Origin of the sequence: Pantoea sp. Lij88, assembly GCF_030062155.1 — a bacterium.
Lineage (GTDB): Bacteria > Pseudomonadota > Gammaproteobacteria > Enterobacterales > Enterobacteriaceae > Pantoea.
In genome coordinates this window covers 1697613-1723130 of record NZ_CP118269.1, presented here as the reverse complement: position 1 = coordinate 1723130, position 25518 = coordinate 1697613, and the positions used below count along the sequence as shown (strand labels likewise).

Annotated in this window: 21 protein-coding genes and 1 tRNA gene; 6 read left to right on the top strand and 16 right to left on the bottom strand. The window is 54.8% G+C overall.

Going from position 1 to position 25518, the window contains the following annotated elements; all coding sequences use genetic code 11:
* Positions 1-20: 20 nt before the first annotated feature.
* The 13 genes from PU624_RS11735 to otsB form a co-directional block, all read right to left on the bottom strand.
* A complete protein-coding gene (locus PU624_RS11735) occupies positions 21-1070 on the bottom strand; it encodes a protein-glutamate methylesterase/protein-glutamine glutaminase (protein WP_283547973.1) in 1050 nt (349 codons plus the stop codon).
* The gene (cheR, locus tag PU624_RS11730) at positions 1070-1942 is read right to left on the bottom strand and encodes a protein-glutamate O-methyltransferase CheR (RefSeq protein ID WP_090960153.1); all 873 of its coding nucleotides are present in this window, start codon (positions 1940-1942) and stop codon (positions 1070-1072) included. The genes PU624_RS11735 and cheR overlap by 1 nt, the downstream gene beginning before the upstream one ends.
* 80 nt (positions 1943-2022) lie before the next feature.
* Complete coding sequence (locus PU624_RS11725) at positions 2023-3699, bottom strand: methyl-accepting chemotaxis protein (protein WP_283547754.1); 1677 nt, start codon at positions 3697-3699, stop codon at positions 2023-2025.
* Positions 3700-3804: 105 nt separating this feature from the next.
* Positions 3805-5367 carry a methyl-accepting chemotaxis protein gene (locus PU624_RS11720; RefSeq protein ID WP_283547972.1) on the bottom strand — a complete coding sequence of 521 codons (1563 nt, stop codon included), beginning with the start codon at positions 5365-5367 and terminating at the stop codon, positions 3805-3807.
* 193 nt (positions 5368-5560) lie between these two features.
* Positions 5561-7231, bottom strand: a complete 1671-nt coding sequence (locus PU624_RS11715) for a methyl-accepting chemotaxis protein (RefSeq protein ID WP_283547753.1) — start codon at positions 7229-7231, stop codon at positions 5561-5563.
* Between the two features lie 163 nt (positions 7232-7394).
* Entirely contained in the window at positions 7395-7892 is a 498-nt protein-coding gene (gene cheW, locus PU624_RS11710; protein WP_090960141.1) for a chemotaxis protein CheW, read from the bottom strand.
* Positions 7893-7915: 23 nt separating this feature from the next.
* Positions 7916-9898 (bottom strand): chemotaxis protein CheA, encoded by a 1983-nt coding sequence (gene cheA, locus PU624_RS11705; protein ID WP_283547971.1) that lies wholly within the window; start codon positions 9896-9898, stop codon positions 7916-7918.
* A gap of 11 nt (positions 9899-9909) precedes the next feature.
* The gene (gene motB, locus PU624_RS11700; RefSeq protein WP_090960134.1) at positions 9910-10851 is read right to left on the bottom strand and encodes a flagellar motor protein MotB; all 942 of its coding nucleotides are present in this window, start codon (positions 10849-10851) and stop codon (positions 9910-9912) included.
* Positions 10848-11735 (bottom strand): flagellar motor stator protein MotA, encoded by an 888-nt coding sequence (gene motA / locus PU624_RS11695; RefSeq protein WP_161733169.1) that lies wholly within the window; start codon positions 11733-11735, stop codon positions 10848-10850. Before motA ends, motB begins: the two co-directional genes overlap by 4 nt.
* A 133-nt stretch (positions 11736-11868) precedes the next feature.
* Positions 11869-12447 (bottom strand): flagellar transcriptional regulator FlhC, encoded by a 579-nt coding sequence (flhC, locus tag PU624_RS11690; protein WP_283547752.1) that lies wholly within the window; start codon positions 12445-12447, stop codon positions 11869-11871.
* Entirely contained in the window at positions 12444-12797 is a 354-nt protein-coding gene (gene flhD / locus PU624_RS11685) for a flagellar transcriptional regulator FlhD (protein ID WP_283547751.1), read from the bottom strand. Before flhD ends, flhC begins: the two co-directional genes overlap by 4 nt.
* 1017 nt (positions 12798-13814) lie before the next feature.
* Positions 13815-15251, bottom strand: coding sequence for an alpha,alpha-trehalose-phosphate synthase (gene otsA / locus PU624_RS11680; protein WP_283547750.1), 1437 nt, complete (start codon positions 15249-15251; stop codon positions 13815-13817).
* The gene (gene otsB, locus PU624_RS11675) at positions 15248-16036 is read right to left on the bottom strand and encodes a trehalose-phosphatase (RefSeq protein WP_283547749.1); all 789 of its coding nucleotides are present in this window, start codon (positions 16034-16036) and stop codon (positions 15248-15250) included. The genes otsA and otsB overlap by 4 nt, the downstream gene beginning before the upstream one ends.
* Before the next feature lie 454 nt (positions 16037-16490).
* Here otsB and eptA point away from each other — a divergent pair, with 454 nt between their 5' ends.
* From eptA to PU624_RS11645, 6 genes are all read left to right on the top strand, one after another.
* Positions 16491-18119 (top strand): phosphoethanolamine transferase EptA, encoded by a 1629-nt coding sequence (gene eptA / locus PU624_RS11670; protein WP_283547748.1) that lies wholly within the window; start codon positions 16491-16493, stop codon positions 18117-18119.
* Positions 18119-18799, top strand: a complete 681-nt coding sequence (gene pmrA, locus PU624_RS11665) for a two-component system response regulator PmrA (protein WP_136198260.1) — start codon at positions 18119-18121, stop codon at positions 18797-18799. Before eptA ends, pmrA begins: the two co-directional genes overlap by 1 nt.
* On the top strand, positions 18796-19854 hold the full coding sequence (pmrB, locus tag PU624_RS11660) for a two-component system sensor histidine kinase PmrB (RefSeq protein WP_283547747.1): 1059 nt from the start codon (positions 18796-18798) through the stop codon (positions 19852-19854). The genes pmrA and pmrB overlap by 4 nt, the downstream gene beginning before the upstream one ends.
* Positions 19855-20165: 311 nt before the next feature.
* Positions 20166-20732, top strand: a complete 567-nt coding sequence (locus PU624_RS11655; protein WP_283547746.1) for a flavin reductase family protein — start codon at positions 20166-20168, stop codon at positions 20730-20732.
* Between the two features lie 59 nt (positions 20733-20791).
* Positions 20792-21325, top strand: coding sequence for a peptide-methionine (S)-S-oxide reductase MsrA (gene msrA, locus PU624_RS11650; protein ID WP_283547745.1), 534 nt, complete (start codon positions 20792-20794; stop codon positions 21323-21325).
* Positions 21326-21501: 176 nt separating this feature from the next.
* A tRNA-Ser gene (locus PU624_RS11645) sits at positions 21502-21589 on the top strand.
* Positions 21590-21745: 156 nt separating this feature from the next.
* On the opposite strand, the gene phoH is transcribed toward PU624_RS11645, so the two are convergent.
* The 3 genes from phoH to efeO all read right to left on the bottom strand — a co-directional run bounded on the left by phoH (position 21746) and on the right by efeO (position 25497).
* On the bottom strand, positions 21746-22534 hold the full coding sequence (gene phoH, locus PU624_RS11640; protein WP_003852284.1) for a phosphate starvation-inducible protein PhoH: 789 nt from the start codon (positions 22532-22534) through the stop codon (positions 21746-21748).
* A 570-nt stretch (positions 22535-23104) separates the two neighbouring features.
* The gene (gene efeB, locus PU624_RS11635; protein ID WP_283547744.1) at positions 23105-24382 is read right to left on the bottom strand and encodes an iron uptake transporter deferrochelatase/peroxidase subunit; all 1278 of its coding nucleotides are present in this window, start codon (positions 24380-24382) and stop codon (positions 23105-23107) included.
* A gap of 2 nt (positions 24383-24384) precedes the next feature.
* The gene (gene efeO / locus PU624_RS11630; RefSeq protein WP_283547743.1) at positions 24385-25497 is read right to left on the bottom strand and encodes an iron uptake system protein EfeO; all 1113 of its coding nucleotides are present in this window, start codon (positions 25495-25497) and stop codon (positions 24385-24387) included.
* Between the last annotated feature and the right edge of the window lie 21 nt (positions 25498-25518).

The following is a 25518-nucleotide window of genomic DNA, read 5'->3' as shown; positions in this document are numbered from 1 at the left end:
CGCCCGGCGGGACGGGCCTGTTAAATACGCAATGCCTGTCCGGCGCTAATTTTCGCCAGCATGTGCTGGCTGATGTTGCTTAAATCTACGACTTCGCTCACGCCGCCTGTGGCGATGGCCTCACGCGGCATGCCAAATACCACACAGCTGGCTTCGTTCTGGGCGATAGTCCAGGCACCTGCCCGGTGCATTTCCAGCATCCCGGCCGCACCGTCGTTGCCCATTCCGGTAAGGATGACCCCTACCGCATTTCGTCCTGCGTACGTTGCCACTGATTTAAACAGCACATCCACAGAGGGTTTGTGCCGGTTAACCGGTGGCCCTTCATTCAGTTTCACCACATAGTTGGCACCACTTCGGGCCAGCTCCATGTGCATTGCGCCTGGCGCGATGTAGGCGTGCCCCGGCAGAATACGCTCACCATCTTCGGCTTCTTTCACCGTGATCTGACACAGCTTGTTCAGACGCTCGGCGAAGGAGCGGGTAAAGCCTGGTGGCATATGCTGAGTAATCAGCAGTGCCGGGCTGGTCGCCGGTAATGGCTGCAGCACATGGCGAATCGCCTCGGTTCCGCCCGTCGAGGAGCCAATCGCAATCAGCTTCTCACTACTCAGCAGCGGACCCGCTTTCAGTGTCGCGGGCACCGGCATCGCTGCACGGTTGTGCAGACGGGCACGGGAAGCGGCACGAATTTTGTCACCAATCATCTGGCTGTAAGCCAGCATCCCTTCGCGGATACCGAGCTGGGGTTTGGTGACAAAATCCACCGCCCCCAGTTCCAACGCGCGCAGGGTGATTTCGGAGCCTTTCCCGGTCAGCGATGAAACCATCACCACCGGCATTGGCCGTAACCGCATCAGTTTTTCGAGGAAATCGAGGCCATCCATGCGCGGCATTTCCACATCCAGCGTCAGCACCTGCGGATTGAACTGCTTAATCAAATCGCGGGCGACCAGCGGATCGGGCGCCGTAGCGACCATCTCCATATCCGGATGGCTGTTGATGATCTCTGTCATCAACTGCCGCATCAGCGCAGAGTCATCTACGCACATCACGGTGATTTTGCTCATCATCTTTCCTTCGTCAGTCCATAGACGGTTTGCCCGCGCAGCCAGAACTCTTTACTGATCTGACTGAAGTTTTCTGAGTGCCCGGCGAACAGGATGCCGCCCGGCTTCAGCAGTGGGACAAACCGACGCAGAATCTTCTCCTGCGTCTCTTTATCGAAATAGATCATCACATTGCGACAGAAAATTGCGTCGAACTGACCCGGCAGCGCCCAGTCATTGGCCAGCAGGTTAAGCTGCGCGTACGTGACCATGTTGGTCAGCTCAGGACGCGCCCGCACCATGCCGGCATGAGGACCGGTGCCGCGCAGGAAGTAGCGCTGCATTTGCGCGGGTGACAGCGTGCGCAGCTCTTCCTGGCGATACACACCCGCCACCGCTTTTTCCAGCACCTGGGTGTCGATATCGCTGGCATGAACCTGGAACTTCCCCGGTCCGGTGCCCAGCGCTTCCGCCAGCGTCATAGCGATCGAATAAGGCTCTTCGCCGGTTGACGCTGCGGTACTCCAGACGCTGAAATTGCCCTGACGCTTACGTGCATGCTCCGCCAGAATCGGGAAGTGATGCGCTTCGCGGAAGAACGCGGTCAGGTTCGTGGTCAGGGCGTTGATAAACGCCTGCCACTCAGCACTGTTCGGATCGGACTCCAGCAGCGCCAGGTAGCGACCGAAATCATCGATGTTCAGCGTACGCAGGCGTCGAACCAGACGGTTGTAAACCATCTCACGCTTGTGGTCGGCCAGTACGATACCGGCACGCTGATAGATCAGCTGGCTGATACGACGAAAATGCGTATCGGAGAGCGGTAAACGCTGCACCATCTGCGACAGCAGCGTTGTCGTCTCACTTTGATCTAAAATTGTCGATTTTTTCATCTCTGCACCTGGCCCGAACTGAATACATTATTTTTCTGCTGCGATGCCCGGCGGCTTAACGGCGACCGGGCCACGGGCGATTAAAAGGTTTCCCAGTTGTCGTCGCTGCGTGCAGCAGCCGGACGACCAACGGCTAACGGTGCTTCTGACTGGAGAGTTTTCATCGCCGTTGTCTTGTTAACGGCCTGAGCGACAAATTCTTTACCAATATTGAACACTGAAACCGCTTGTTTTAAGTGACTTGCCTGATCTTCGAGCGCTGCAGCCGCTGCGGCTGACTCTTCGACCAGTGAGGCGTTCTGCTGTGTGACGCGATCCATCTCGGTCACCGCAAGGCCCACCTGGTCAATGCCACGGCTCTGTTCGTCGGATGCAGAGGCGATCTCACCCATGATGTCAGTCACGCGTGTCACGGCGCTGACGATGTTGCTCATGGTGTCACCGGCGCTCTCTACCAGCACCGAGCCGGTATTAACGCGGCTAACCGAATCTTCGATCAGACCTTTGATCTCTTTCGCGGCCTGAGCGCTACGCTGCGCCAGGCTGCGCACTTCCCCGGCAACCACCGCAAAACCGCGACCCTGTTCACCGGCACGCGCCGCTTCAACCGCCGCGTTCAGTGCCAGGATGTTGGTCTGGAAGGCGATGCCATCGATCACACTGGTGATATCGGCAATCTTCTTCGAGCTGCCCGCAATCTCTTTCATGGTGGTGACGACGCCATCCACCACTTTACCGCCCTGCTGCGCGGTTTCAGAGGCGGTCAGCGCCAGCTTCGACGCCTGACGGGCGTTTTCAGCATTCTGCTTCACGGTTGCGGTGAGCTGCTCCATGCTGGCAGCGGTCTGCTCCAGCGAGGCGGCCTGCTGTTCGGTTCGTGAAGAGAGATCGTTATTGCCGATGGAGATTTCGCTGGCACCGGTATAAATGGCATCAGAGCCGTCACGCACAGTCCGCACGGTGCGCACCAGTTCCTGCTGCATGTGCTGCAGCGAGGTCAGTAACTCACCGATTTCGTTTCGCACGTTAATCTCAACCGGCTGGGTCAGATCGCCGCGTGCAATGTGCTGGATATGCTCAATGCTCTGACGCAGTGGGCGAATAAGCACGGAACGCATGACGTTCCACACCAGGATAATCATCAGTAACGTCACGGCCAGCGTGGCGATGACGATGGTGATGGAGCGGCTGTACGCCTGCTGGTTGGCTTCCACGCCCTGCTGTGCCAGCACTTTGTTGTGCTCAAGCCAGGCGCTGTAATCTTTCTGGAACTTGTCCTGGAAACTCTGCGTTGGCTGATCCACAAAACCTTTGAAGTTGCCGTTGGTGAAGAACACCATCAGCTCCGCCAGTGCATCGTGGTAGGCCTTGTAGTTCGCCTGTAACGTCAGGACGTTCTCAGCGGTTTTGCCTTTTTCAGACAGGTTATCGTTAAAGATCTGATAGTTGACTTCGGCTTCTTTCAGCTCCTGGCCCGCCAGTGCGACCAGCTCTTTTACGCTGGCACCCGAACCCGACATCTGTGCATCCTGGAGAAAACGAATACCGGCGCGGTTAAGGGTGTTGCGCGCCTGAACAAGCGAAACCCATGAGGTGCCCATCGCCTGTTGCAATGTATTCAGGCGCTGGTTGTAGGCAAAATTCTCTTTATCTGAACTGACAGTTTTGAAAAACATTCCGCCCGAAAAAAGCTGCAGCAGCGCAAACAGCGCCAGCACACACAGCAGGCCGGAAACGACTCGTACACGACTAAACATAAACACCTCATTGGTTAGCGATTCGTGTTTATTTATCGGCGGAGTCGGGGGGAACTTTATGCATGGCAGCGGCTTTACGCCGCCGCCAGGGTGAAAGGCGGGAAATCAGGCGCGGGAAATTTTGAAAACGGAGACGGCCTGGGTCAGTACGCTGGCCTGCTGCTCCAGTGCAGCGGCAGCGGCGGCAGACTCCTCAACCAGTGAGGCGTTCTGCTGGGTTACACGATCCATCTCAGTCACAGCCACACCGACCTGCTCAATACCGCGGCTCTGCTCATCGGACGCCGACGCGATTTCACCCATGATGTCGGTCACGCGGGTCACCGCGCCCACGATCTCATTCATGGTGCTGCCGGCGCTTTCAACCTGCAGTGAACCGCTGTTGACGCGTGAGACGGAGTCTTCAATCAGGCCTTTGATCTCTTTGGCGGCCTGAGCGCTGCGCTGTGCCAGACTGCGCACTTCACCGGCAACCACCGCAAAACCACGACCCTGTTCACCGGCACGGGCCGCTTCAACCGCCGCATTCAGCGCCAGGATGTTGGTCTGGAAAGCGATGCCGTCGATGACGCTGATGATGTCAGCGATTTTCTTCGAGCTACCGGCGATCTCTTTCATGGTCGTGACGACGCCATTGACCACTTTACCGCCCTGCTGCGCGGTTTCGGAGGCGGTCAGCGCCAGCTGCGACGCCTGACGGGCGTTATCAGCGTTCTGCTTCACCGTGGCGGTGAGCTGCTCCATGCTGGCTGCGGTCTGCTCCAGTGAGGCGGCCTGCTCTTCGGTACGGGATGAAAGGTCGTTATTGCCGGCGGCGATTTCGCTGGCACCGGTGAAGATGGCATCAGAGCCGTCACGCACATTACCGACAGTCATCACCAGCGACTGCTGCATCTCGTGGATGCCTGCCGCCAGCTGGCTCATTTCATTACGACCCTCAACCACAATTGGCTGGGTCAAATCGCCAGAGGCGATAGCGCGAATCTGTGCCAGCAGCTGTTGCAGCGGCTGAATCAGCACCTGACGCAGGCCAAACCAGCAGGTAATAATCACCGCGAGCACTACAACGCCAATGGTGGCCAGCAGCCACATCATCTGGGTGAAGGCTTTCTGATTCTTTTCCATGCCCTGATCGGAAAGTGCAGTCTGAAGTGCGCGCCATTTGTCATAGCTGCCCTGCATCGCCACCTGCTTCTGCTCAATGTTCTGTTTGAACATGCCTTCCAGGTCGCGAGCCTGTAGACTTTTTACCATCGCTTTCAGGCCGTTTTCGTAATTGGTGTAGTCGGCTTCCAGCTTGTCGCCCAGCTTCTCATCAAGACCGGGCGTGGTAGGCAAATGGTAATAGATTTTGTAGTGGCGATCGGCTTCCACCAGCTGCTTATTGGCTTTATTGATCAGCTCATCAAGCTGACCGCCGTTCATCTGCGATGCCATGCTGGTCTGTAAGCGCAGCATGCCGCGGTTCAGCGTGGTGCGGCTGTTATTCAGTGAAATATAGGCGTCAGTCATCTCGGTGACATTGCGGTTAGAGACCTGCGACAGCGCGAAGGACTCTTTGTCTTTATTGAGAGCTGACCAGAAAAGGCTGCCAGCGACTAACTGGAGCGCGCCAAAGATAACCAGGACTGCGATTAAACTGGTCACCACTTTTATTTTTTTTAACATCATGTTCCCCTGCAGGTTAATTTAGGTGCAGCGGCTATATCGGCGGGTTTTCGGGATTAATTAACGCTTTTCGGCGCTTTCAGGAGAGAAGTGGCTTTTGTAATTAATTTTATCAGCAGGAGCTGCTGAGTTTGGCTTTAAGCAGAGGAATAAAGGGGGTAGCTGCGCATCCCGCAGGATGCGCAGCTTTACATCAGAAGGTTTCCCAGTGCGTATCACTGACCGGGGCGGTCAGGGCTTTGCGGGGTGCCAGCGCCGCCGTGGCGGGCGCAGCAATCGGCAGATGCTTTGTCAGCGTCTGCCTGGCTTCACGTTTGACTCTGAACACTGACACGGCCTGGCTTAACCGGCTGGCCTGATCTTCCAGCGAAGCGGCCGCCGCAGCGGACTCCTCCACCAGCGAGGCGTTCTGCTGGGTCACGCGATCCATCTCGGTGACCGCCTGACCGACCTGATCGATGCCACGGCTCTGCTCATCCGACGCCGAGGCAATTTCGCCCATGATGTCGGTGACGCGCGTAACTGCACTGACGATATCGCTCATGGTTTCCCCGGCGGTGCCGACCAGCTGCGAACCCACATTGACCCGGTTCACGGAGTCATCAATCAGTCCTTTGATCTCTTTGGCTGCCTGGGCGCTGCGCTGTGCCAGATTACGCACCTCGCCCGCGACCACTGCAAATCCACGGCCCTGTTCACCGGCACGCGCCGCTTCAACCGCCGCATTCAGCGCCAGGATGTTGGTCTGGAATGCGATGCCATCAATCACGCTGGTGATATCGGCAATCTTCTTCGAGCTGCCGGCGATTTCGCTCATGGTTTTCACCACGCCAGCCACCACGTTGCCGCCTTTTTCTGCGGTTTCGGAGGCGCTGAGTGCCAGCTGTGAGGCCTGGCGGGCGTTTTCGGCGTTCTGCTTCACGGTAGCAGTCAGCTGCTCCATGCTGGCCGCCGTCTGCTCCAGTGAGGCCGCCTGCTGTTCGGTGCGGGCAGAGAGGTCATTGTTCCCGGCAGAGATCTCACTGGCGCCGGTAAAGATCGCATCCGATCCTTCACGCACGTTAGTTACGGTGCGCACCAGAGACTGCTGCATGTCATGCAGGCTGGCCGCAAGCTGGGTCATCTCGTTGCGCCCTTCTACCACGATCGGCTGGGTCAGATCGCCCTGGGCGATGTGCTGAATATGATTGATGCTGCTGTTCAGCGGCGTCATCACGATTTTGCGCAGGCCAAACCAGCAGAGCACGATCACCGCAACCACGGCGGCCATGATGGTGGAGAGGATCCACATCATACGGCTGTAAGCACTGCTGTTCTCTGCCACGCCCAGCGTGCTCAGGTGACTCTGATCGGCGCGCCACTCACGATACAACGTTAAAAATGCACTCTGGCTCGGTGCCACCGGGGCTTTTGCGGCTGCCGCCATATCATTGACCTGAAGCGCACTCTGCAGGCTATTCAGCGCACCCGAATAGTCGCCGAAGCGCTGGTCGAGCTGGTTGTTAAGTTCCGCATCCTGTCCTGGGGTATCTGGCGTCTCTTTGAACGTCTTGTAGAAACCCGCTGCCGCCTGCTGGAAGCGCTGACTGTCTTCAAACAGCGAGGCGACATCGGGCGTTTTACCATCCAGTTTACTGGTGGCGATACGCAGCTGAATGCGGGTCAGCAGGACGCGGCTCTGGTTAAGGCTCATATAAGCGTCATTGAGTGACTGCGTATTCTGCATCGCCAGCTGGGAAACGGCGAAGCTTTGCTTATCGTGGCTTAATGCGGAGTAAAAGATGGAGCCGGATAAGGCCTGTAACAGACCAAACACCAGCAACACCAGCAGCAGGCTGGTGACAACACGGATTTTCGTAAACATGAGTAACCCTGAACAAAGTAGGTAATTAAAAAGTGACTCAGGGATTATCGGCAGGTAAAAGCAGGAAATTAGGGGGAGACGAGGCTTTATTATATGATTTAAAAGAAATTATTACTCAGTGGAACTATCACGGGCCAGCCAGAACCGGCCCGTAATGATTCGATTATGCGCTACGCAGGTTATCAACCAGCGCCATCTCGTCGCTGCTCAGCAGCTTCTCGATGTCGACCAGAATCAGCATGCGATCGCCCAGAGCACCCAGACCAGTCATATACTCGGTAGACATGGTCACAGCGAACTCCGGTGAAGGACGGATCTGATCCTGCGTCAGCGACAGCACGTCAGAGACGCCGTCAACCACGATACCAACCACACGGTTTTCCAGATTCAGCACGATAACCACGGTGTTTTCATTGTACTCAACATCGGGCTGCGCAAACTTCACACGCAGATCGATAATCGGCACGATAACGCCACGCAGGTTAGTGACACCGCGGATGAATTCAGGGGTATTCGCAATACGTGTTACCTGATCGTAACCGCGAATTTCCTGAACTTTGAGGATATCGATGCCGTACTCTTCGTCGCCCAGCGTGAAGACCAGAAACTCCTGACCGACGGTTTCGCCAGCGATTTTTGTCACGGTTGCCATTCCATTCATGTTATTTACCCTTTCGTTATCAATCAGGCGGCAGCGCCAGCCACACGTTTTTCACGGTTAAGTGATTGCAGTGCTGAAACATCAACAATCAGCGCTACGCTACCATCGCCAAGAATGGTGGCAGCTGAGATGCCCGGCACTTTGCGATAGTTACTTTCCAGGTTCTTCACCACCACCTGATGTTGACCAATCAGCTGATCGACCAGCAGCGCATAGCGTTTGCCTGCACTTTGCAGGATGACGACGATGCCCTGAGTGGCTTCGGTTTTGGCATCCTGCACATCAAAGACGTTCCACAGCTCAACCAGCGGCAGATATTCGCCACGCACTTCCAGCACGCACTCGCCACCGGCCATCGGTTTCAGATCTTCGGCGCGCGGTTGCAGCGACTCCATCACCGCATTCAGCGGCAGAATAAAGACTTCATCGGCGACGCGAACGGACATGCCATCAAGGATGGCCAGCGTCAGCGGCAGCAGGATACGAATGGTGGTGCCTTTGCCCTGCTTCGAGGCGATTTCGACGTGACCGCCCATCTCCTGAATATTTCGTTTCACTACGTCCATACCGACGCCGCGTCCTGAAACATCCGTCACCTGCTCCGCCGTAGAGAAGCCGGGTGCGAAGATCAGCATGCCGACTTCTTCGTCGCTCATGTTCTCGTGAACCGGCAGGCCGGAAGAGAGCGCTTTCGCCAGAATACGTTCACGGTTCAGACCGGCACCATCATCAGAAACTTCGATGCAGATGTTGCCGCCCTGATGTTCCGCTGACAGGGTCAGGTTACCGGTGGCCACTTTACCGGCCACCAGACGTTTCTCTGGGGTTTCGATACCGTGGTCAAGACTGTTACGCACCAGGTGCGTTAAGGGATCGATGATGCGTTCAATCAGGCTCTTATCGAGTTCGGTTGAGCTGCCCAGCAGGGTCAGTTCGACCTCTTTGCCGAGCTTGCTTGCCAGGTCACGCACCAGACGCGGGAAGCGGCTGAAGACATATTCCATTGGCATCATACGAATCGACATCACCGATTCCTGCAGATCGCGGGCGTTACGCTCCAGCTGACCCATGCTGTTCAGCAGGTCGCCGTGCGCCACCGGATCGAGTTCGCCGGAACGCTGGGCGAGCATGGACTGGGTAATCACCAGTTCGCCCACCAGGTTGATCAGCTGATCGACCTTCTCCACCGCCACACGGATGCTGGTGGATTCGCTCGCTTTAGCAGGGGCTGCGGCGCGCTTACTTTCACGCTTCACCGCTGCCACTGGCAGTTCGGTGACGGTCGCGGTGTGAACTTCTTCCAATACCGGTGCAGCGACGGCAGCAACAGCCGCCGGCTCGTCCACGGCTTCATCTTCGGTCGGGAAGCGGATCTGCGCTTCGTCGATCACGAAGCAGAGCACCGCCACGATGTCATCTTTGCCCACGCCATCAATGCAGACATCCAGCGTGGTGCTGCCCTTCTGCACGTTGGTCAGGGTGCCGAGATTGCTCATCTCTTCCAGCATCAGATCGACTTCTTTCTCTTTGAGATCGATCAGGCGGACACGCAGGCCGCTGGTGCTGGCAGGCTCTGCGCTGGCAGTAGCAACACTGGCCGGTGCGTCAACCGGCAGACCTTTGGCCTCTAGCGCCAGCTGGCGCAGTGCTTCACAGATATATTTGAAGCTCTCCGCGTTAGGCTCCTGCGCGGTTTTATAAGCATCGAGCTGTTCCTGCATAATATCTTTGGTTTCCAAAAACAGGTTGATGATGTCGGTGCTGAGCTGCATCTCGCCGCGACGAGCACCATCCAGAATGTTTTCCAGGATATGAGTCGTTTCCTGTAATACCGTAAAACCAAAGGTTCCGGCCCCACCCTTAATGGAGTGAGCGGCACGGAAGATGGCGTTAAGCTGTTCCGAATCTGGCTCCTGCGGGTCTAAGCCCAACAGGTGTTGTTCCATATCCGCTAATAGCTCATCGGCTTCATCAAAAAACGTCTGGTAAAAATCGCTGATGTCCATACTCACGGGAATCACCTCGGCTGTGAGGGGGCTGCTGTATTCACCGCGCTGCCTGGTGTTGCAGGTGCGGTAATCTGTTGAATGGCCGCCGGATCGCTGATCTGGACGGCATCACTTTCTGCGTTCTCTTTTTCTATTGCCGCTTCGGTGTCGTGGTTCAACACCAGCAGGCTGATGCGGCGGTTAACGGCATCATTACCGCCACGATTTTTCAGGCTCATGGTGTCGGCCATGCCTAACACCCGTAAAATTTTTCCGCTATCTAAGCCGCCCGTGACCAGTTCACGGCGTGAGGCATTCGCGCGGTCGGTCGACAGTTCCCAATTGCTGTAGCCTTTGTCACCGTTGGCATACTGAAAATCATCGGTATGTCCGGCCAGGCTGATGCGGTTCGGGATGTCGTTAAGGATGGGCGCAATTGCACGCAGAATATCGCGCATATAAGGCTCCACCTCGGCCCGACCGGTTTTAAACATCGGGCGATTCTGGCTGTCGATAATCTGGATACGCAGCCCCTCTTCCACCATGTTGATGATCAGATGCGGGCGCAGCGCTTTCAGGCGCGGATCCGCTTCAATCAGCTGGTCGAGTTTCTCACGCAAGCGGTTAAGGCGAATTTCATCCAGCTTGCGTTTCTGCGCGTCCATATCGACGACTTTGTTCACTTCGCCAATCTTTTTCGTTGGATCATCACCGCCGCCAGGGATCGGGCTTTCGCTGTCGCTGCTGCGCGCCCCGCCGGTCAGTGCAACCTTAAGCGGTGTCTTGAAGTAGTCTGCTATCTGCACCAGCTCCTGCGGGTTGGCGATAGAGAGCAGCCACATCACCATAAAAAAGGCCATCATCGCCGTCATAAAGTCGGCGTAGGCAATCTTCCACGATCCGTGGCTGCCTTCATGGCCTTTATGTTTGCGCTTTTTGATCAGCACAATTGGGCGATTGCCGTGTTTCATGAAGCCTCGTCTGAAGTCTGTTTAGCCGGGTTCTTAGCGTTACGTACGTGCTCTTCCAGTTCGCTGAACGATGGGCGCTCGGCGGAGTAGAGCGTCTTACGACCAAACTCCACCGCAATCTGCGGCGCGTATCCATTCAGGCTCGACAGCAGGGTCACCTTGATGCACTGCATCATCTTGGTGGTTTCTGCACACTTCTGGCGCAGTACCGACGCCAGCGGAGAGACGAATCCGTAGGCCAGCAAAATGCCCAGGAAGGTTCCCACCATCGCATGGGCCACCAGCGCACCGAGTTCAGCGGCCGGGCGGTCGGCCGAAGCCAGCGCATGCACCACGCCCATTACCGCGGCAACGATACCGAAAGCGGGAAGACCATCGCCGACTGCAGATATACTTTGCGCTGGTACGTCACACTCGTGTTCGTAGGTCTCAATCTCTTCATCCATCAACGCTTCGATTTCAAAGGCGTTCATGTTGCCGCTCACCATCAGGCGCAAATAGTCGGTAATAAAATCTACTAACTGTTTATCGGCAAGAATGCGGGGATAATTAGCAAAAATTTCACTCTGGCTCGGATCTTCAATATCCCGTTCCAGCGATAACATCCCCTGCTGACGCGACTTCGCCATCAGGCGATAAAGCAGCGCCATTAAATCCATGTAAACGGCTTTGTTGTACTTGGAGCCGCGAAATAACTTAGGCAGCGCTTTCAGGGTTTTTTTAATCGACTTACCGTTGTTGCCGACTAAAAATGCACCGGCACCGGCACCGCCGATCATTAATAATTCGGCTGGCTGATAAAGCGCGCCCAGATGGCCACCTACCAGCGCATATCCGCCCAACACGGAGCCTAAAACAATCAGGTAACCTATAATTATCAGCACAAAAATATCCTTACGTCCGTAACGTGTTGGTGGAAGTTAAGCCAGAGAGCCGCAGGTGTTATTCCTGAACCGCAAGCAAAAAAAAAGCAGCGGTATTAACCGCTGCTGGATGGCTTCCACAATGCGAACAAATTTAAACGGCGTGTTTAACCTGTTCATCCAGCAGTTGTGGAAACATATCGGCAGGTTCTGCAGAAAGTTTACGTCTTTTTACGGCACGTGATGGCGGCTGGCACAGGCTGCAGGTAAAGCTGCCAACAGGCTGATGCGCATGGTTAATAAAGCTGCCGTTGCAGCTCTTACAATCAGCCAGTTCCAGCATACCGCTATCAACGAATCGGACCAGGGTCCAGGCACGAGTCAGCGCCAACAGCGGGCCCTCGTCCGATTGAGGACACTGTTCAAGATACAGGCGGTAAGCTTTGATCACGGCATCGACACCGCTGCACAGGCCCGTTTTCAGTAAAAACTTCCAGGCGTTGCAGAACATAGAAGCATGGATGTTCTGTTCCCACGTCATAAACCAGTCCGTGGAGAACGGCAGCATGCCTTTTGGTGGCGGGCTGCCACGTAATTCTTTATAGAGCTTGATCAGACGACCACGGCTCAGCTGAGTTTCACTCTCTAACATCTGTAAGCGCGCACCTAACGTGATGAGCTCCATGGCGAGCTGAATATCACGTGCTTCCTGAACAATACTTTTCTCACTCATGACATTGCTCTCTTTTTAGCAGGCGCTTCATCTTTAGACGCATTACGCAGTAAACGGCTCGATAATAAAATGCCGGTGTGGATTTGTTGTAAATCATCCACGCGTGATTCCTGCGTCAAACGATTAATAGTGCTGCTTTCGGTAAAACGGAACTGGCAAACCAGTTGATTGGTTTCCGCCATTTTTACCATCTCGGGCAAGGTTAATTCAGATAACGCGTTCGCCATTTTCTCGTCAATTCCGAGGCGAAACATTGCAGAAGCTTTATCCTGGTTAATTAAACGCTGCGCAAGCAGTAAATAAGACAAGTTAAGGTCATAAATATGTTTGAGTACTTCAGAGGTGTTCATTATTTTTCCATCCTGAGAGATGCGACGTAACTGTATCGCAGATTTAAAATCTGCGGTTCGAGCTGCTGTTTGTTAAATCAAAAGATGGCAAAAAAAACTCACATAACATTAATGTCACAGTTTTCGCCTTCTGTTTTTGTGGGTTTCAGACCCACCGAAGGTCGAAAATCCATGCCATTCTATTTTCGAGTTCCGGACATCTTCCGTGACATCTTCTTACGTTTTTTAGGACTATTCCGAAAACAAGGCAAATCTATATCGTCTGATTTCGACATACAACGACAGGGAAGCGTAATTTTAGATAAAGTGTGACGCAGATCACACTTTTAACGCAAATTTCTTCAGCAAAGCTTTACGGTTTCTTACCGGCTGCTCATTTTTTGAGCAAAAAAGGCCGATTTTAAGTCCAATTGGTCCTGAGAAAGGTTTAATAGGGGGTAAAACTATCGCTATTCGACGCTTTGAGCAGTCCGGAATGAATATCAGGTGTTAATCGTTTTAACTCCCTATTTAGAACCAGCCAAACGAGAGTTATCAGAAGATTATGCTGGAGAGCAGAGGAGGTAATTGCTTTTAAATTAGTTACTTAAGGGGAGTATCGCAGAGGGTGAGTAATGAAACCGTTAAGGTTTCTACGGCATCATGGAAGATTTATGGCAACCTGGCGTTAACAGCTACAGGGGTCTGTACAGGGTACGATACCCATTGTAACAAGGGGTTACATAAGAAAGACGAATGAATTAACAGGGGATTATGCGCTGGCACTATCACTATCGGCAGGATGAAGAAAAACTTGAGTATTGAAGGTAAAGAAAGTGGCAGAGCCTGATATGACGGGGTTTACGGCTGCGCTAGCAGGAATCGGGCCACACTAAGCAGCTATTTTAAGGGTCTGCATGCCATGCCGCAGACCGAGATAACAGATACGCGACGGGCTTTCTGTGATCGGGGTCCAAAAAAAGCAGCGATACCGCCATGCGGTTATCGCTGCTTTTACTACCTTAGCCCGGACTCAGATCAGGCGAGTTTTGGGAAGGTTGCGACCTTATTGGCCGTGTTGTGATCCACGCTGCGTGGATCAATGCGTTCCAGGTCTTTCAGGAAGCTTTCACGCCAGGCGGTAATATCATTCTTACGCAATACCGCCATCATGTCGTTATAGCGTGAAATCCTTTCGGTACGCGGCATCGTAATCGCCTTGTCCAGCGCGGCGGCGACTTCATCACGGTCATAAGGATTGACGATCAGCGCAGAGGTCAGCTCATTGGCTGCCCCGGCAAAGCGCGACAGCACCAGTACACCCGGATCGTCCGGGTCCTGCGCTGCCACATACTCTTTCGCGACCAGATTCATACCATCACGCAGTGGCGTGACCAGACCCACATCGGTCAGGCGGAAGATTTTCATCAGCAGGCGACGGTCGAAATGCTGGTTAAGGTAGTAAAGCGGGGTCCAGCCCAGCGTGCCGTACTTACCGTTGATGCGCCCTGCTTCGGTCTCCAGCTGATGACGGATATCCTGATACGCCTGCACATCGCCACGCGAGGTTGGCGCAATCTGCGAATAGCGGATTTTGCCGCGATGCTCCGGGAAGTTCTCCAGCAGCGCTTCATAGGCAAGGAAACGCTCAGGCAGGCCTTTCGAATAGTCGAGACGTTCGCAGGCAATGATATTGCGAGCATCGCCCAGCTCTTTCTTCATGGCAGCCATTTTCGGCGGCAGCGGCCCTTCGGCCATCTCTTTAATACTGTCTGGCTCAATCCCGATCGGATAAACCTCAGTCATAAAGGTGTTGCCAAAGGCGCGATGCTTTTTATCGCCCTTATTCTGCAGCTGCGTGAGCTGGCTGACGCTGTCGAGGAACGCCACCCGATCGGATTCGGTCTGGAATCCCAGCAGGTCATATTCGCACAGCATTTCCAGCAACTCTTTATGCGGAGGCAGTGCGTTAAAGATTTCAGGCGTCGGGAACGGAATATGCAGGAAGAAACCGATGCGGTTATTAATGCCCGCCCGACGCAGTGCGGCGGCAAACGGTAAAAAGTGATAATCGTGGATCCAGACAATGTCATCTGGCTTGATCAGCGGTTTTAAACGCTGCGCCACCGAATCATTGACGTCGCAATACCCTTCCCACGCTTCACGCTGGAACTGCACCAGGTCAAGACGATAATGGAAGGCAGGCCAGATAACCGTATTGGAGAACTGGCAATAATAGAGATCGTAATCGTTCTGGCTCAGCGGGAACGAGGCATACTCGATTCCCTCATGCTCCTGAACCCTGACGTCTTCAACGTCTTCGCCTGTGAACTCGCTGATTTCACCGTTCCAGCCAAACCACATTCCACCGGTGCTTTTCAGTGCATCGAGAATACCGACGGCCAGGCCGCCAGCGCTGGTTTTAGACCCATCTGGCATGGCGACACGGTTAGATACAACCACTAAACGACTCATAACCTAAACTCCTTACCGACGTTGTCTTGCTCTAATAGTAATAATGTTCTTTCCAGCCAGCCGTAAACCGCATCGACATCATTCAGCCGATAATCGGCCTGGCTGGAACCTTCGCCGACTTTGATCGAGACGCCCTGCCGTTCGTTGACGGCCAGAAAGCCCTTCTCATCAGTGAGGTCGTCGCCAATAAAGACCGGCGTACGTCCGGCAAAAGGGGACTGCTGCATAAAGTCGCCAATCGCGGCGCCTTTATCGATACCTGCGGGTTTAATCTCAACCACACATTTTCCCGGCTGAAGCGCCAGTCCGGGGAAGCGCTTCACGGACTGCTCGGCCAGTCGCATCACATCCTGCTCATGCTGCATCGCCTGACGGTAGTGAAGGGCAAAGGCCATGCCTTTGATCTCCAGCTGCGTGCCAGGCCAGGAAGCCATTGCCGCCTGCAGTTCTGTTCTGAGCGGTTGTTCGACCTCGACCGGCAGGCTGATGCGTTGCAGATTTCCTTCTGCATCACGGCGCTCTGCACCATGCACGCCCGCAGCCGGGCCATGCCACGGTGCGGCCAGCGCATCAAGTTGTTCTATAGGTCTGCCGGAGACCAGCGCAAGCGCACCCCCAGAGAGTGCAGAAAGCTGCCGGAGTTGTGCGATGACCTGCTCAGGAATAAATACCGCTTCGGGACGGGACTGAATCGCTGCCAGCGTGCCGTCGACATCAAAAAAGAAGGCGTACTGCCCGCTGCTTAATGTCGGATACCTGGCATGGGTGTCTGCCGCTTGAGTCACGTTACTTCTCCTGAAAATCGAATTTTAATAAATCATTGAGTTAAAACAAGAATGTCCTGACGCAGTCTGGTCAGCAAGCGGGAAATTCTGATAAAGCGGTGATTGAGGGATAAAACGCGGTGATTGGATAGGTCACTCTCCTCAAACTTGCAAGCGCATTGCTGACAATACTTCCTGACTGAGAACATCTTCACATTAAGTGTAGTCATTAACAGGGGTTATGCCAGAAAGATGCAGGTTTCATGCCAGCCGCTGCGGTTAAATCAGCATAAACATCCCATCCTGTTCTGCACTGCTTCAGAGCAGCAGGCCGTAACCGATCCGCTGCTGTCTGGAGTTTCCGTCGTCTTGTTCTCTGTACAGTGGGCCAGCCTCAAACCTTAAGCTTCTTAAGGTATTCCTAATATTGAAAGCGCACTCTCATGACACTTTTATTACTCTGGTTCCTGCTCACATGGCGTTTACCCTGAAAAGGCCGTTGATTGGCCGCCTGACGTTGCTGACTCTGGCTGCGGTTTATATCGCGGTTTTCCTTAATATTGCCTATTACCGTCAGGTACTGGCAGTGATGCCGCTGGACAACCTGCATACCACGCTGGTGTTTTTATCAATGCCGCTGGTCGCCTTTAGCGTGATTAACATCGTGATTACGCTGGCCTCGTTTGTCTGGCTGGATCGGCTGCTGGCCGCACTGTTTATTCTGCTCTCCGCATCGGCGCAGTACTTTATTCAGACCTATAACATCGTGGTCGATCGCTCGATGATCACCAATATGATGGATACCACCGCGTCCGAATCCTTTGCGCTGATTACGCCGAAGCTGCTGCTCACCCTGCTCACCTCAGGCGTGCTGATGGCGCTGCTGGTGTTCTGGCCGCGCATCAAAAAGCAGCAGTGGCGCGGCGTGCTGGCGCGACTGCTCAGCGTGCTGCTTTCAGCGGCGCTGATCGTGCTGGTCGCCCTGCTCTTCTATAAAGATTACGCTTCGCTGTTCCGCAACAACCGCGAGCTGGTCAAAGCGCTCAGCCCGTCTAACAGCATTGCGGCAACGCTCTCCTGGTATAAGCATGAGCAGTTGCAGAACGCGCCGCTGATTCGTATCGGTGAAGATGCGCACCTGCAACCCAGCCGCGCCAGCGGCAAGCCGAATCTGACGATTCTTGTATTGGGCGAAACCTCGCGTGCGCAAAACTTCTCGCTGGGCGGTTATGGTCGTCTGACCAATCCCCTGCTGGCGAAAGATGATGTGATCTATTTTCCGCACACCACCTCGTGCGGCACGGCGACAGCGGTTTCCGTGCCCTGCATGTTCTCCAACATGCCACGCGCTCATTATGATGATGTGCTGGCCGCGCATCAGGAAGGCTTGCTGGATGTGATTCAGCGCGCCGGGATCAGCGTGTTGTGGAATGAGAACGACGGGGGCTGTAAAGGTGCCTGCGATCGCGTTCCGCATCAGGATATGACCAGCCTCAACCTGCCCGGCATGTGTATTGATGGCGAATGTTATGACGACGTGCTGTTCCACGGACTGGATGAGTACATCAGCCAGTTAAAAGGCAACGCGGTGATTGTGCTGCACACCATTGGCAGCCATGGCCCGACTTACAGCCATCGCTATCCACCGCAGTTCCGCCAGTTTGAGCCGACCTGTGACACCAACCAGATTCAGGACTGTTCGCAACAGCAGTTGATCAATACGTATGACAACACGCTGGTCAATGTGGATCACATCGTCGATAAAGCGATCAATGTACTGCGTGCGCATCAGGATCGCTTCACCACCAGCCTGGTCTATCTTTCTGATCACGGTGAATCGCTGGGTGAAAATGGGGCTTACCTGCATGGCCTGCCCTATGCTATCGCGCCGGATACCCAGAAACATGTGCCGCTGCTGATCTGGCTTTCCGACGATTACCAGAAACGTTATGCGGTTAATCGCGGCTGTCTGAATAAACTGGCGGCGACAGATGATTTTTCACAGGATAATCTGTTTTCAACCATGCTGGGATTAACCGGCACCGCGACCCACGAATATGTGCCTGCGGATGATATTTTGACGTCGTGTCGGAGCCAACCCTGATGAAGATACTGATAGTAGAAGATGACGCCCTGCTGCTGCAGGGACTAATGCTGGCGCTGGAAGGCGAAGGCTATGTCTGTGACGGCGTGACGCGGGTGCGGGATGCTGAAGCGCACTTCGCCAGCGGCCTGTATAGTCTGGTGGTGCTGGACCTTGGCCTGCCGGACGAAGATGGCCTGCATTTCCTGATACGACTGCGGCGCCAGAAGAAGATGACGCCGGTGCTGATCCTGACCGCACGCGATACCATCAACGAGCGCATTGCCGGACTCGACGCTGGCGCGGACGACTACCTGATCAAACCGTTTTCGCTGGATGAATTGCTGGCACGCATCCGCGCACTGATCCGTCGACACGTTAATCAGGGCGACAGTCATGTCAGAGTGGGTGCGCTGGCGCTGGATATGACGCATCGTCAGATCATGCTCAATGATGTGCTGCTGGATCTGACCCCGAAAGAGTTTGCGATTCTGTCGCGGCTGATGCTCAAGGCAGGCAACCCGGTACACCGTGAAATTCTCTACCAGGATATCTATAACTGGGAGACGGAGCCTTCTACTAATACGCTGGAAGTGCACATTCATAATCTGCGCGACAAAATTGGCAAAAGCGCCATTCGCACCGTGCGCGGTTTTGGGTATGCACTGGTGACGCAGGATGGCGTTCGCGAGGCAACATGATAAGACGTTTCGATCACCGCAGTATGCGCTTTCGACTCATCCTGACCATTGGTCTGATCCTGCTGGTATTCCAGGTGATCAGCGTGGTCTGGCTGTGGCATGAGAGTAAAGAGCAGATCCAGTTTCTGGTAGAAGCGCAGTTGCAGAAGCGCAACATGGACAGTCACGTAAAGCGTGAAGTGCATGAAGCGGTGGCCAGCCTGGCGGTGCCTAGTCTGGTGATGATTACCCTGACGCTGCTGCTCTGCTATCAGGCGGTGAAGTGGATCACCCGGCCGCTGTATCAGCTGCAGCGGGAACTGGAGAGTCGCAGCGAAGAGAATCTCGAACCGGTCGCCTGCCACAGTCAGGTCCATGAGATCGATGCGGTCACTCAGGCGATCAATCAGCTGGTTGCGCGTCTGAACTCCAGTCTTGAACGCGAGCGGCTGTTTACTGCCGACGTGGCACACGAGCTGCGCACGCCGCTGGCGGGATTACGTCTGCATCTGGAATTGATCGAGCGTAACAGCGATGTCAAAGTTCAGCCGCTGGTGCAGCGCCTGGATCAGATGACACACAGCGTGTCGCAACTGCTGAATCTGGCGCGTGCCGGGCAATCATTTACGTCCGGCACCTATCAGAACGTCGGGCTGATCGAAGATGTGATTCTGCCGATGGAGGCAGAACTGAGCATTATGCTGGAGGCGCATCAGCAGACGCTGTTGCTCGATCTGCCGCAGGAGCAGTTTGTGCGTGGGGATGCCACGCTGCTGAAGATGTTGCTGCGTAATCTGGTCGAGAACGCCCATCGCTACAGCCCGGATAACAGCACGATCAGCGTGCAGCTGTTATCGGCTCCCCACCCCATGATGGTGGTGGAAGATGAGGGACCCGGCATTGATGAGAGTAAAAGTGGCGAGCTGAGTAAAGCGTTTATCCGGATGGACAGTCGTTACGGCGGGATCGGACTCGGGCTGAGCATTGTCAGCCGCATCGTCCAGCTACACCGGTTTCAGTTTTTCTTAGGGAATCGTCGCGACCGAAGCGGTTGCCGGGCCGTCGTTAAGTTTTAAGCGGTGAACCAGGCAGACAGGAACAGAACAACGGTGGCTGCGGCAATCAGCAGTGCAGCATATTCGCTCATCGGACGCGAAGCCGGTGCAGACAGGGTAACAGGAGCAGTTTTCATAGCATTATCCTCAGTTAATACTGGCAGTATCGCGACGGTATATTAAGGAAACCTTAAGCTCGCGATACGGCCGGTAAAAATGTCGGCTCATCCCGCACGCCACCCTCCACCTCGCATTTCTTACCTCTGGCGCTCCTGCTGCACCCGCAGCGTGCTCTACACTTAATGGCACCCTTCCGTTTAAGGAGTCAGGCCATGAGCCAACGCATGCACAAATATGCTTTCCCGGTCAGCAAAGCCCGCAAATATCTTGAACCCGGCCCGGTGCTGCTGCTCAGTTCCCAGTATCAGGATCAGCACGACATCATGACGCTCGGCTGGCATACGGTGCTGGAGTTCTCGCCGTCACTGGTCGGCTGCATGATTTCCGGAATGAATCACAGCCATGAACTGATTCGCAACAGCGGTCAGTGCGTCCTGAACATCCCCTCGGCCTCGCTGATCGATGAAGTCGTAGCAATCGGTAACAGCCACGGCGACCAGCTTGATAAGTTTGAGGCCTTTGGCCTGACACCTGAACCGGCTCAGGTGGTGGGCGCGCCGATGATTGCCGAATGCTTTGCCAGCTTTGAGTGTCAGCTCTATGACGACTCGATGGTCGCTAACTACAACCTGTTTATTTTTGAGATCGTGAAAGCGCACGTCGCCGAGCAGCCGGAATATCCCGCCACCCTGCACTACACGGGCGAAGGCCGCTTCAGCGTGATGAGCGACAAAATGCTGGATAAGAGCGGAGATTTTAAACCGGAGATGCTGATCTAGTTGAAAGCGGTCTGCCGCGCCCCCATTCACCTCTTTCGACCTGACAGGAGTAAATTATTATGGCAATCGAATACGCAGTTATCGCTGGCGGCTGTTTCTGGTGTACCGAAGCAGTCTTTAAGGATGTGATCGGCGTTGAGTCGGTTGAAAGCGGCTATACCGGCGGTGCCCGTCCTAATCCGACTTATGAGCAGGTCTGCAGCGGTGCAACCGGTCATGCCGAAGCGATCCGCATTGGTTTTGATCCGGAGAAAGTGACTTTCGGCGATCTGCTGGATATCAGCTTTGTCACGCATGACCCGACCCAGCTTAACCGTCAGGGTAACGATATCGGCACCCAGTATCGCTCAGCGATTTTCCCGGCGAATGCAGAACAGGAAGCAGAAGCGCGCGCCGCTATTGCCCGTGCTCAGGCCGATCATGATGTGCCGGTGGTGACAACCATTGAGCCGCTGAAAGAGTGGTATCCCGCTGAAGCTTATCATCAGGATTACTGGGAAGGCGCGGGCCAGCGCAATGGCTACTGCATGGCGGTGATCCCACCGAAGCTGCAGAAGCTGCGTAAAAGTTTCGCGAATCGGGTGAAGAGCTGATTTAGCGTCTGAGGGGGCGGAACAGGCGGCATAAATATCCGATTTTATGCCGCAGTAAATCGATTCGTTCAGAGCTTAAGCGAATAGATCAAAAGAGGAAAATAGTGCTTGACCGTTTTCAGCCGACTCCCTATAGTACCGCCCCGTTGACCCAGCGCGGTCAGTGAAGTAAATCTGGTGAGGTGTCCGAGTGGCTGAAGGAGCACGCCTGGAAAGTGTGTATACGGCAACGTATCGAGGGTTCGAACCCCTCTCTCACCGCCATCTTCTGAGAAGAGCCTGAACGAAAGTTCAGGCTCTTTTTTTTGCCTGTTGCACGCTGACCGGTATGTGAGTACGACCGCGGGCACCGCCCTGAACCCTGAAAAGAAAACCCGGCCGGAGCCGGGTTTGGGCGCTACACTTCTACTCAATCAAACGCTAGCTGTATGCGTGCAGGGTGCGCTGACACAGCGCAGAACGCACACAATCCTCTTTGCCAAAGCGCACAATGCCAACCATCTCGTCCTCTTCAAAACGCGCCAGCGCGTCCGCGAGACCGGAAGGCACCCCAGCGGGCAAGTCGCACTGGGTAATATCGCCGTTAACAATGACTGTGACATTTTCGCCCAGTCGGGTCAGGAACATTTTCATCTGCGCGGCGGTCACGTTCTGCGCCTCGTCCAGAATCACCACAGCATTTTCAAAGGTGCGGCCACGCATATAGGCGAAGGGCGCAATCTCTACCTTGGCAATTTCCGGACGCAGACAATATTGCATAAATGATGCGCCAAGACGTTTAACCAGAATGTCATAAACCGGGCGGAAATAAGGGGCGAATTTCTCAGAAATATCACCGGGCAGGAATCCCAAATCCTCATCTGCCTGAAGTACCGGGCGCGTAACGATAATCCTGTCGATATCCTTATTAATCAGGGCCTCAGCTGCTTTCGCAGCACTGATCCAGGTTTTACCGCATCCGGCTTCACCTGTTGCGAAGATCAGCTGTTTCGTTCCTATGGCATTAAGATAGTGCGCCTGAGCTTCATTACGGGCTTCAATCGGTAACCGGTCGCGCGTATCGCGCGCCATGCCAATTGCATCCAGTCCACTCATATGCACCAGCGAAGTGACCGACTCTTCTTCGCGCTGACGATGACTGCGTGAGTCACTACGAAGCACTCTTCTGGCTTCACGACGCGCTTTGATCACTGCTTTCTGTCTTCCCATAGTGGCACCTTTCAGTTGGTTTCATTTCCCGCGCGAGGCCGGTGGCCCGTTGCGATTACGTGAACGCTTTAGAGGTTTCAGTTGGCTTCCTTTAGAGCCATGACAGGACAGGATAGTGGGTATGCAGCAACGCAGTGGCGAGGCTGAACACCGGATAAAACAGGATGCGATAAGACAAAAGAATAGGTTGAGGAGAGGGAGAAATAACGAGGCAGAATTGCCCTCGCGGTCAGGCGCAATTTATTCAGTGACAGTGACGTTCCATAAAAGACTCGACCCATGCGCGAACTCCAGTGTGATACATCGACACATCCGATTACGCCTGTTGAATAAAGTGCATCATTTCGTTAGAGGTTTGCAATAGTAATTTTAACTGCTGGCAAAGGAATTGCTCATCACGGGTCGGTATTTCTTTTACGCCAAAATGTAAAAACCCTGTATTACAGTGGATTAGCATATTTTATATAAGCAGTACACCCGCGAAATCTCAGTTTAAACTCAGCAAGCAAAGCGCTGAAACTGAAATGTGGGCGGCCGGAGACCGGCTCGCCCACCGTGATTGAAAATTAATCAGGCTTCCAGCAACGACTGCGCTAAATAATGGCTGGCGTCGGGGATACCGGGTAAAACGAAAAAGTAACCGCCACCGAATGGCCGGATATATTCTTCCAGCGCTTCGCCGTTCAGACGCTGCTGCACTGTGAGGAAACCGCGCTCCAGATCGTGCTGATAGCAGACGAACAGCAACCCCATCTCCAGCTGGCCGGATGCGGAGATACCCGCCGAGTAGCTGTAACCGCGTCGCAGCATCAGGCTGCTGGCGGTCTCTGGCGTGCGGGGATTCGCCAGACGGATGTGCGCATCCAGTGCAATCACATCGCCATCCGGGTCACGGGCGTAATCCGGGACGTCATGTTCATGCTTCATCCCCAGTGGCGCGCCGCTCAGCTTCTCGCGTCCAAAAATAGTCTGCTGCTCACCCAGCGGTGTGCGATCCCACATCTCAACGTGAAAACGGATGAGCCGCACGGCCTGATAGCTGCCATTGCGCGCCCAGGCCGGTTCATCCTGGTCGGCGGTTACCCACAGCAGCTGATTCATCAGCGCAGGATTGTGGGTATCCGGATTGGCGGTGCCATCTTTGAAGCCCAGCAGATTGATCGGCGTCTCCTGCCCCTGACTGCGTGCCGCGTGATCGGAGATAAAGCCTTCGCGACGCCAGCGTACGCCAAGCAGGTCAGGTGTATGCTTGATGATGTCGCGCAGAGCATGAATCACCGTATCCTGCGTGTTGGCACAGATCTGCAACAGCAGATCGCCATGACACTGACTGGCATCAAGCGAATCATTGGGGAAGCGCGTCATCGGCTGCAATTTTTTCGGCTTGTGAGGCGCTAAGCCAAAGCGCTCATCAAACAGCGCATTGCCGACCGACACGGTAATCGTCAGATTATCCGGCGCGATAGTCGCCCCAAGAATGCCGGAATCCATCGGCGGCAGTTGCGGATTGGTGACCGCAGGTGCCGGACCGCCCGCAGTGAGAAAGGCGATACGCTGGGTCAGCAGCTGAAACAGACGCTTCAGCTCGGCTTTGTCGCTGCTGAGCAGGTCAAACGCCACCAGCATCATGGAAGCCTGCTGAGGCGTCGTGATGCCCGCCTGATGCTGACCGTAAAACGGCTGCGTCTGCTGCCGCGCCTGCGGCGTCACCGTACCCGGCGAAAAACTGTCTGCAGCCGCGGCATGGAACGGACAGCCGCCGCCGATGGCCGCTGCACCGCCCAGCAGGCCCAGACCTTTCAGTAAACGACGACGCGCTGGCTGCGCGTCATCTTCCTTACGACTCATGATTAATCCAGACCCAGGGTGCCACGAAGTAATGAAAGATCTTCCGCCAGCGCGGTGATCGGTCCTTTCAGCGCGTTGCGGTCGGCGCTGGTCAGTTTCTCATAGGATTCGAAACCGGTTTTGGTGCGGTATTTGCTCAGGATCGCATCCACTTTTTTGAAGTTGGCGTCAACCTTGGCCAGCAGCTGCGGATTCGCTTTGCTCACCAGAGGACGCAGCAGTTCAACAATTTTCTGTGCGCCATCGATGTTGGCCTGGAAGTCCCACAGATCAGTACGGCTGTAGCGATCTTCTTCGCCGGAGATTTTGCTGGAGGCCACTTCTTCAATCAGCCCGGCTGCGCCGCCGACGACTTTGGCTGGCGGGAAGGCCAGTTCACTGATGCGCACCTGCAAATCTTTCACATCTTTGTTCAGCTTATCAGCGTAGTCCGCCATGTCTTTGGTGCTGTTGTCAGCGAACAGCGCTTTCTCAAGACGGTGGAAACCGGTGAACTTAGGATCGGCCGCTTTCTTCTCGTAGTCATCTTCACGGGCATCAATGCTGCCGTCGAGGTCGGAGAACAGCTCAGCAATCGGCTCAATGCGCTCGTAGTACTGACGCGTTGGAGCGAACAGCGCTTTGGCTTTTTCCACATCACCCGCTTTAACCGCATCCGTGAACACCTGGGTGTTGCTTACCAGCTGGTTCACCTGCTCTGTCACATACGCTTTATAGGCGGTGATCGGGCCTTCAAGCTGCATACGTGCGGAAGTGCTGCCTGTCGCGGTGCCCTCGCCCTTCACAATCAGCTTGCCTTTGGGATTGCTCAGCAGGCCACAGGTCATCTCATATTCGCCCGCTTCCAGATTGGCGGTCAGCTTCTGGCTGAAGCCCGGCGCGATGTTCTCACGCTCTTCAACCACCAGCACGCCTTTCAGGATTTCCCACTCCAGCGCTTTCTGGCTGTTGTTTTTAATCAGGAACTGAGTCTTGCCGGCCTTGACCGTTAAGCTCATCGGCTCACACTGCTTGTCGTTAACGCTGACGGTAACCTGAGGAACCGCCGCAGCCGCGGAAGCGGAGATTGCCAGCAGAGGAAGCAGCAGTGCCTTGCGGCGAAAACGCATTGTCATCTCGATATTCCCTGTTAAGTT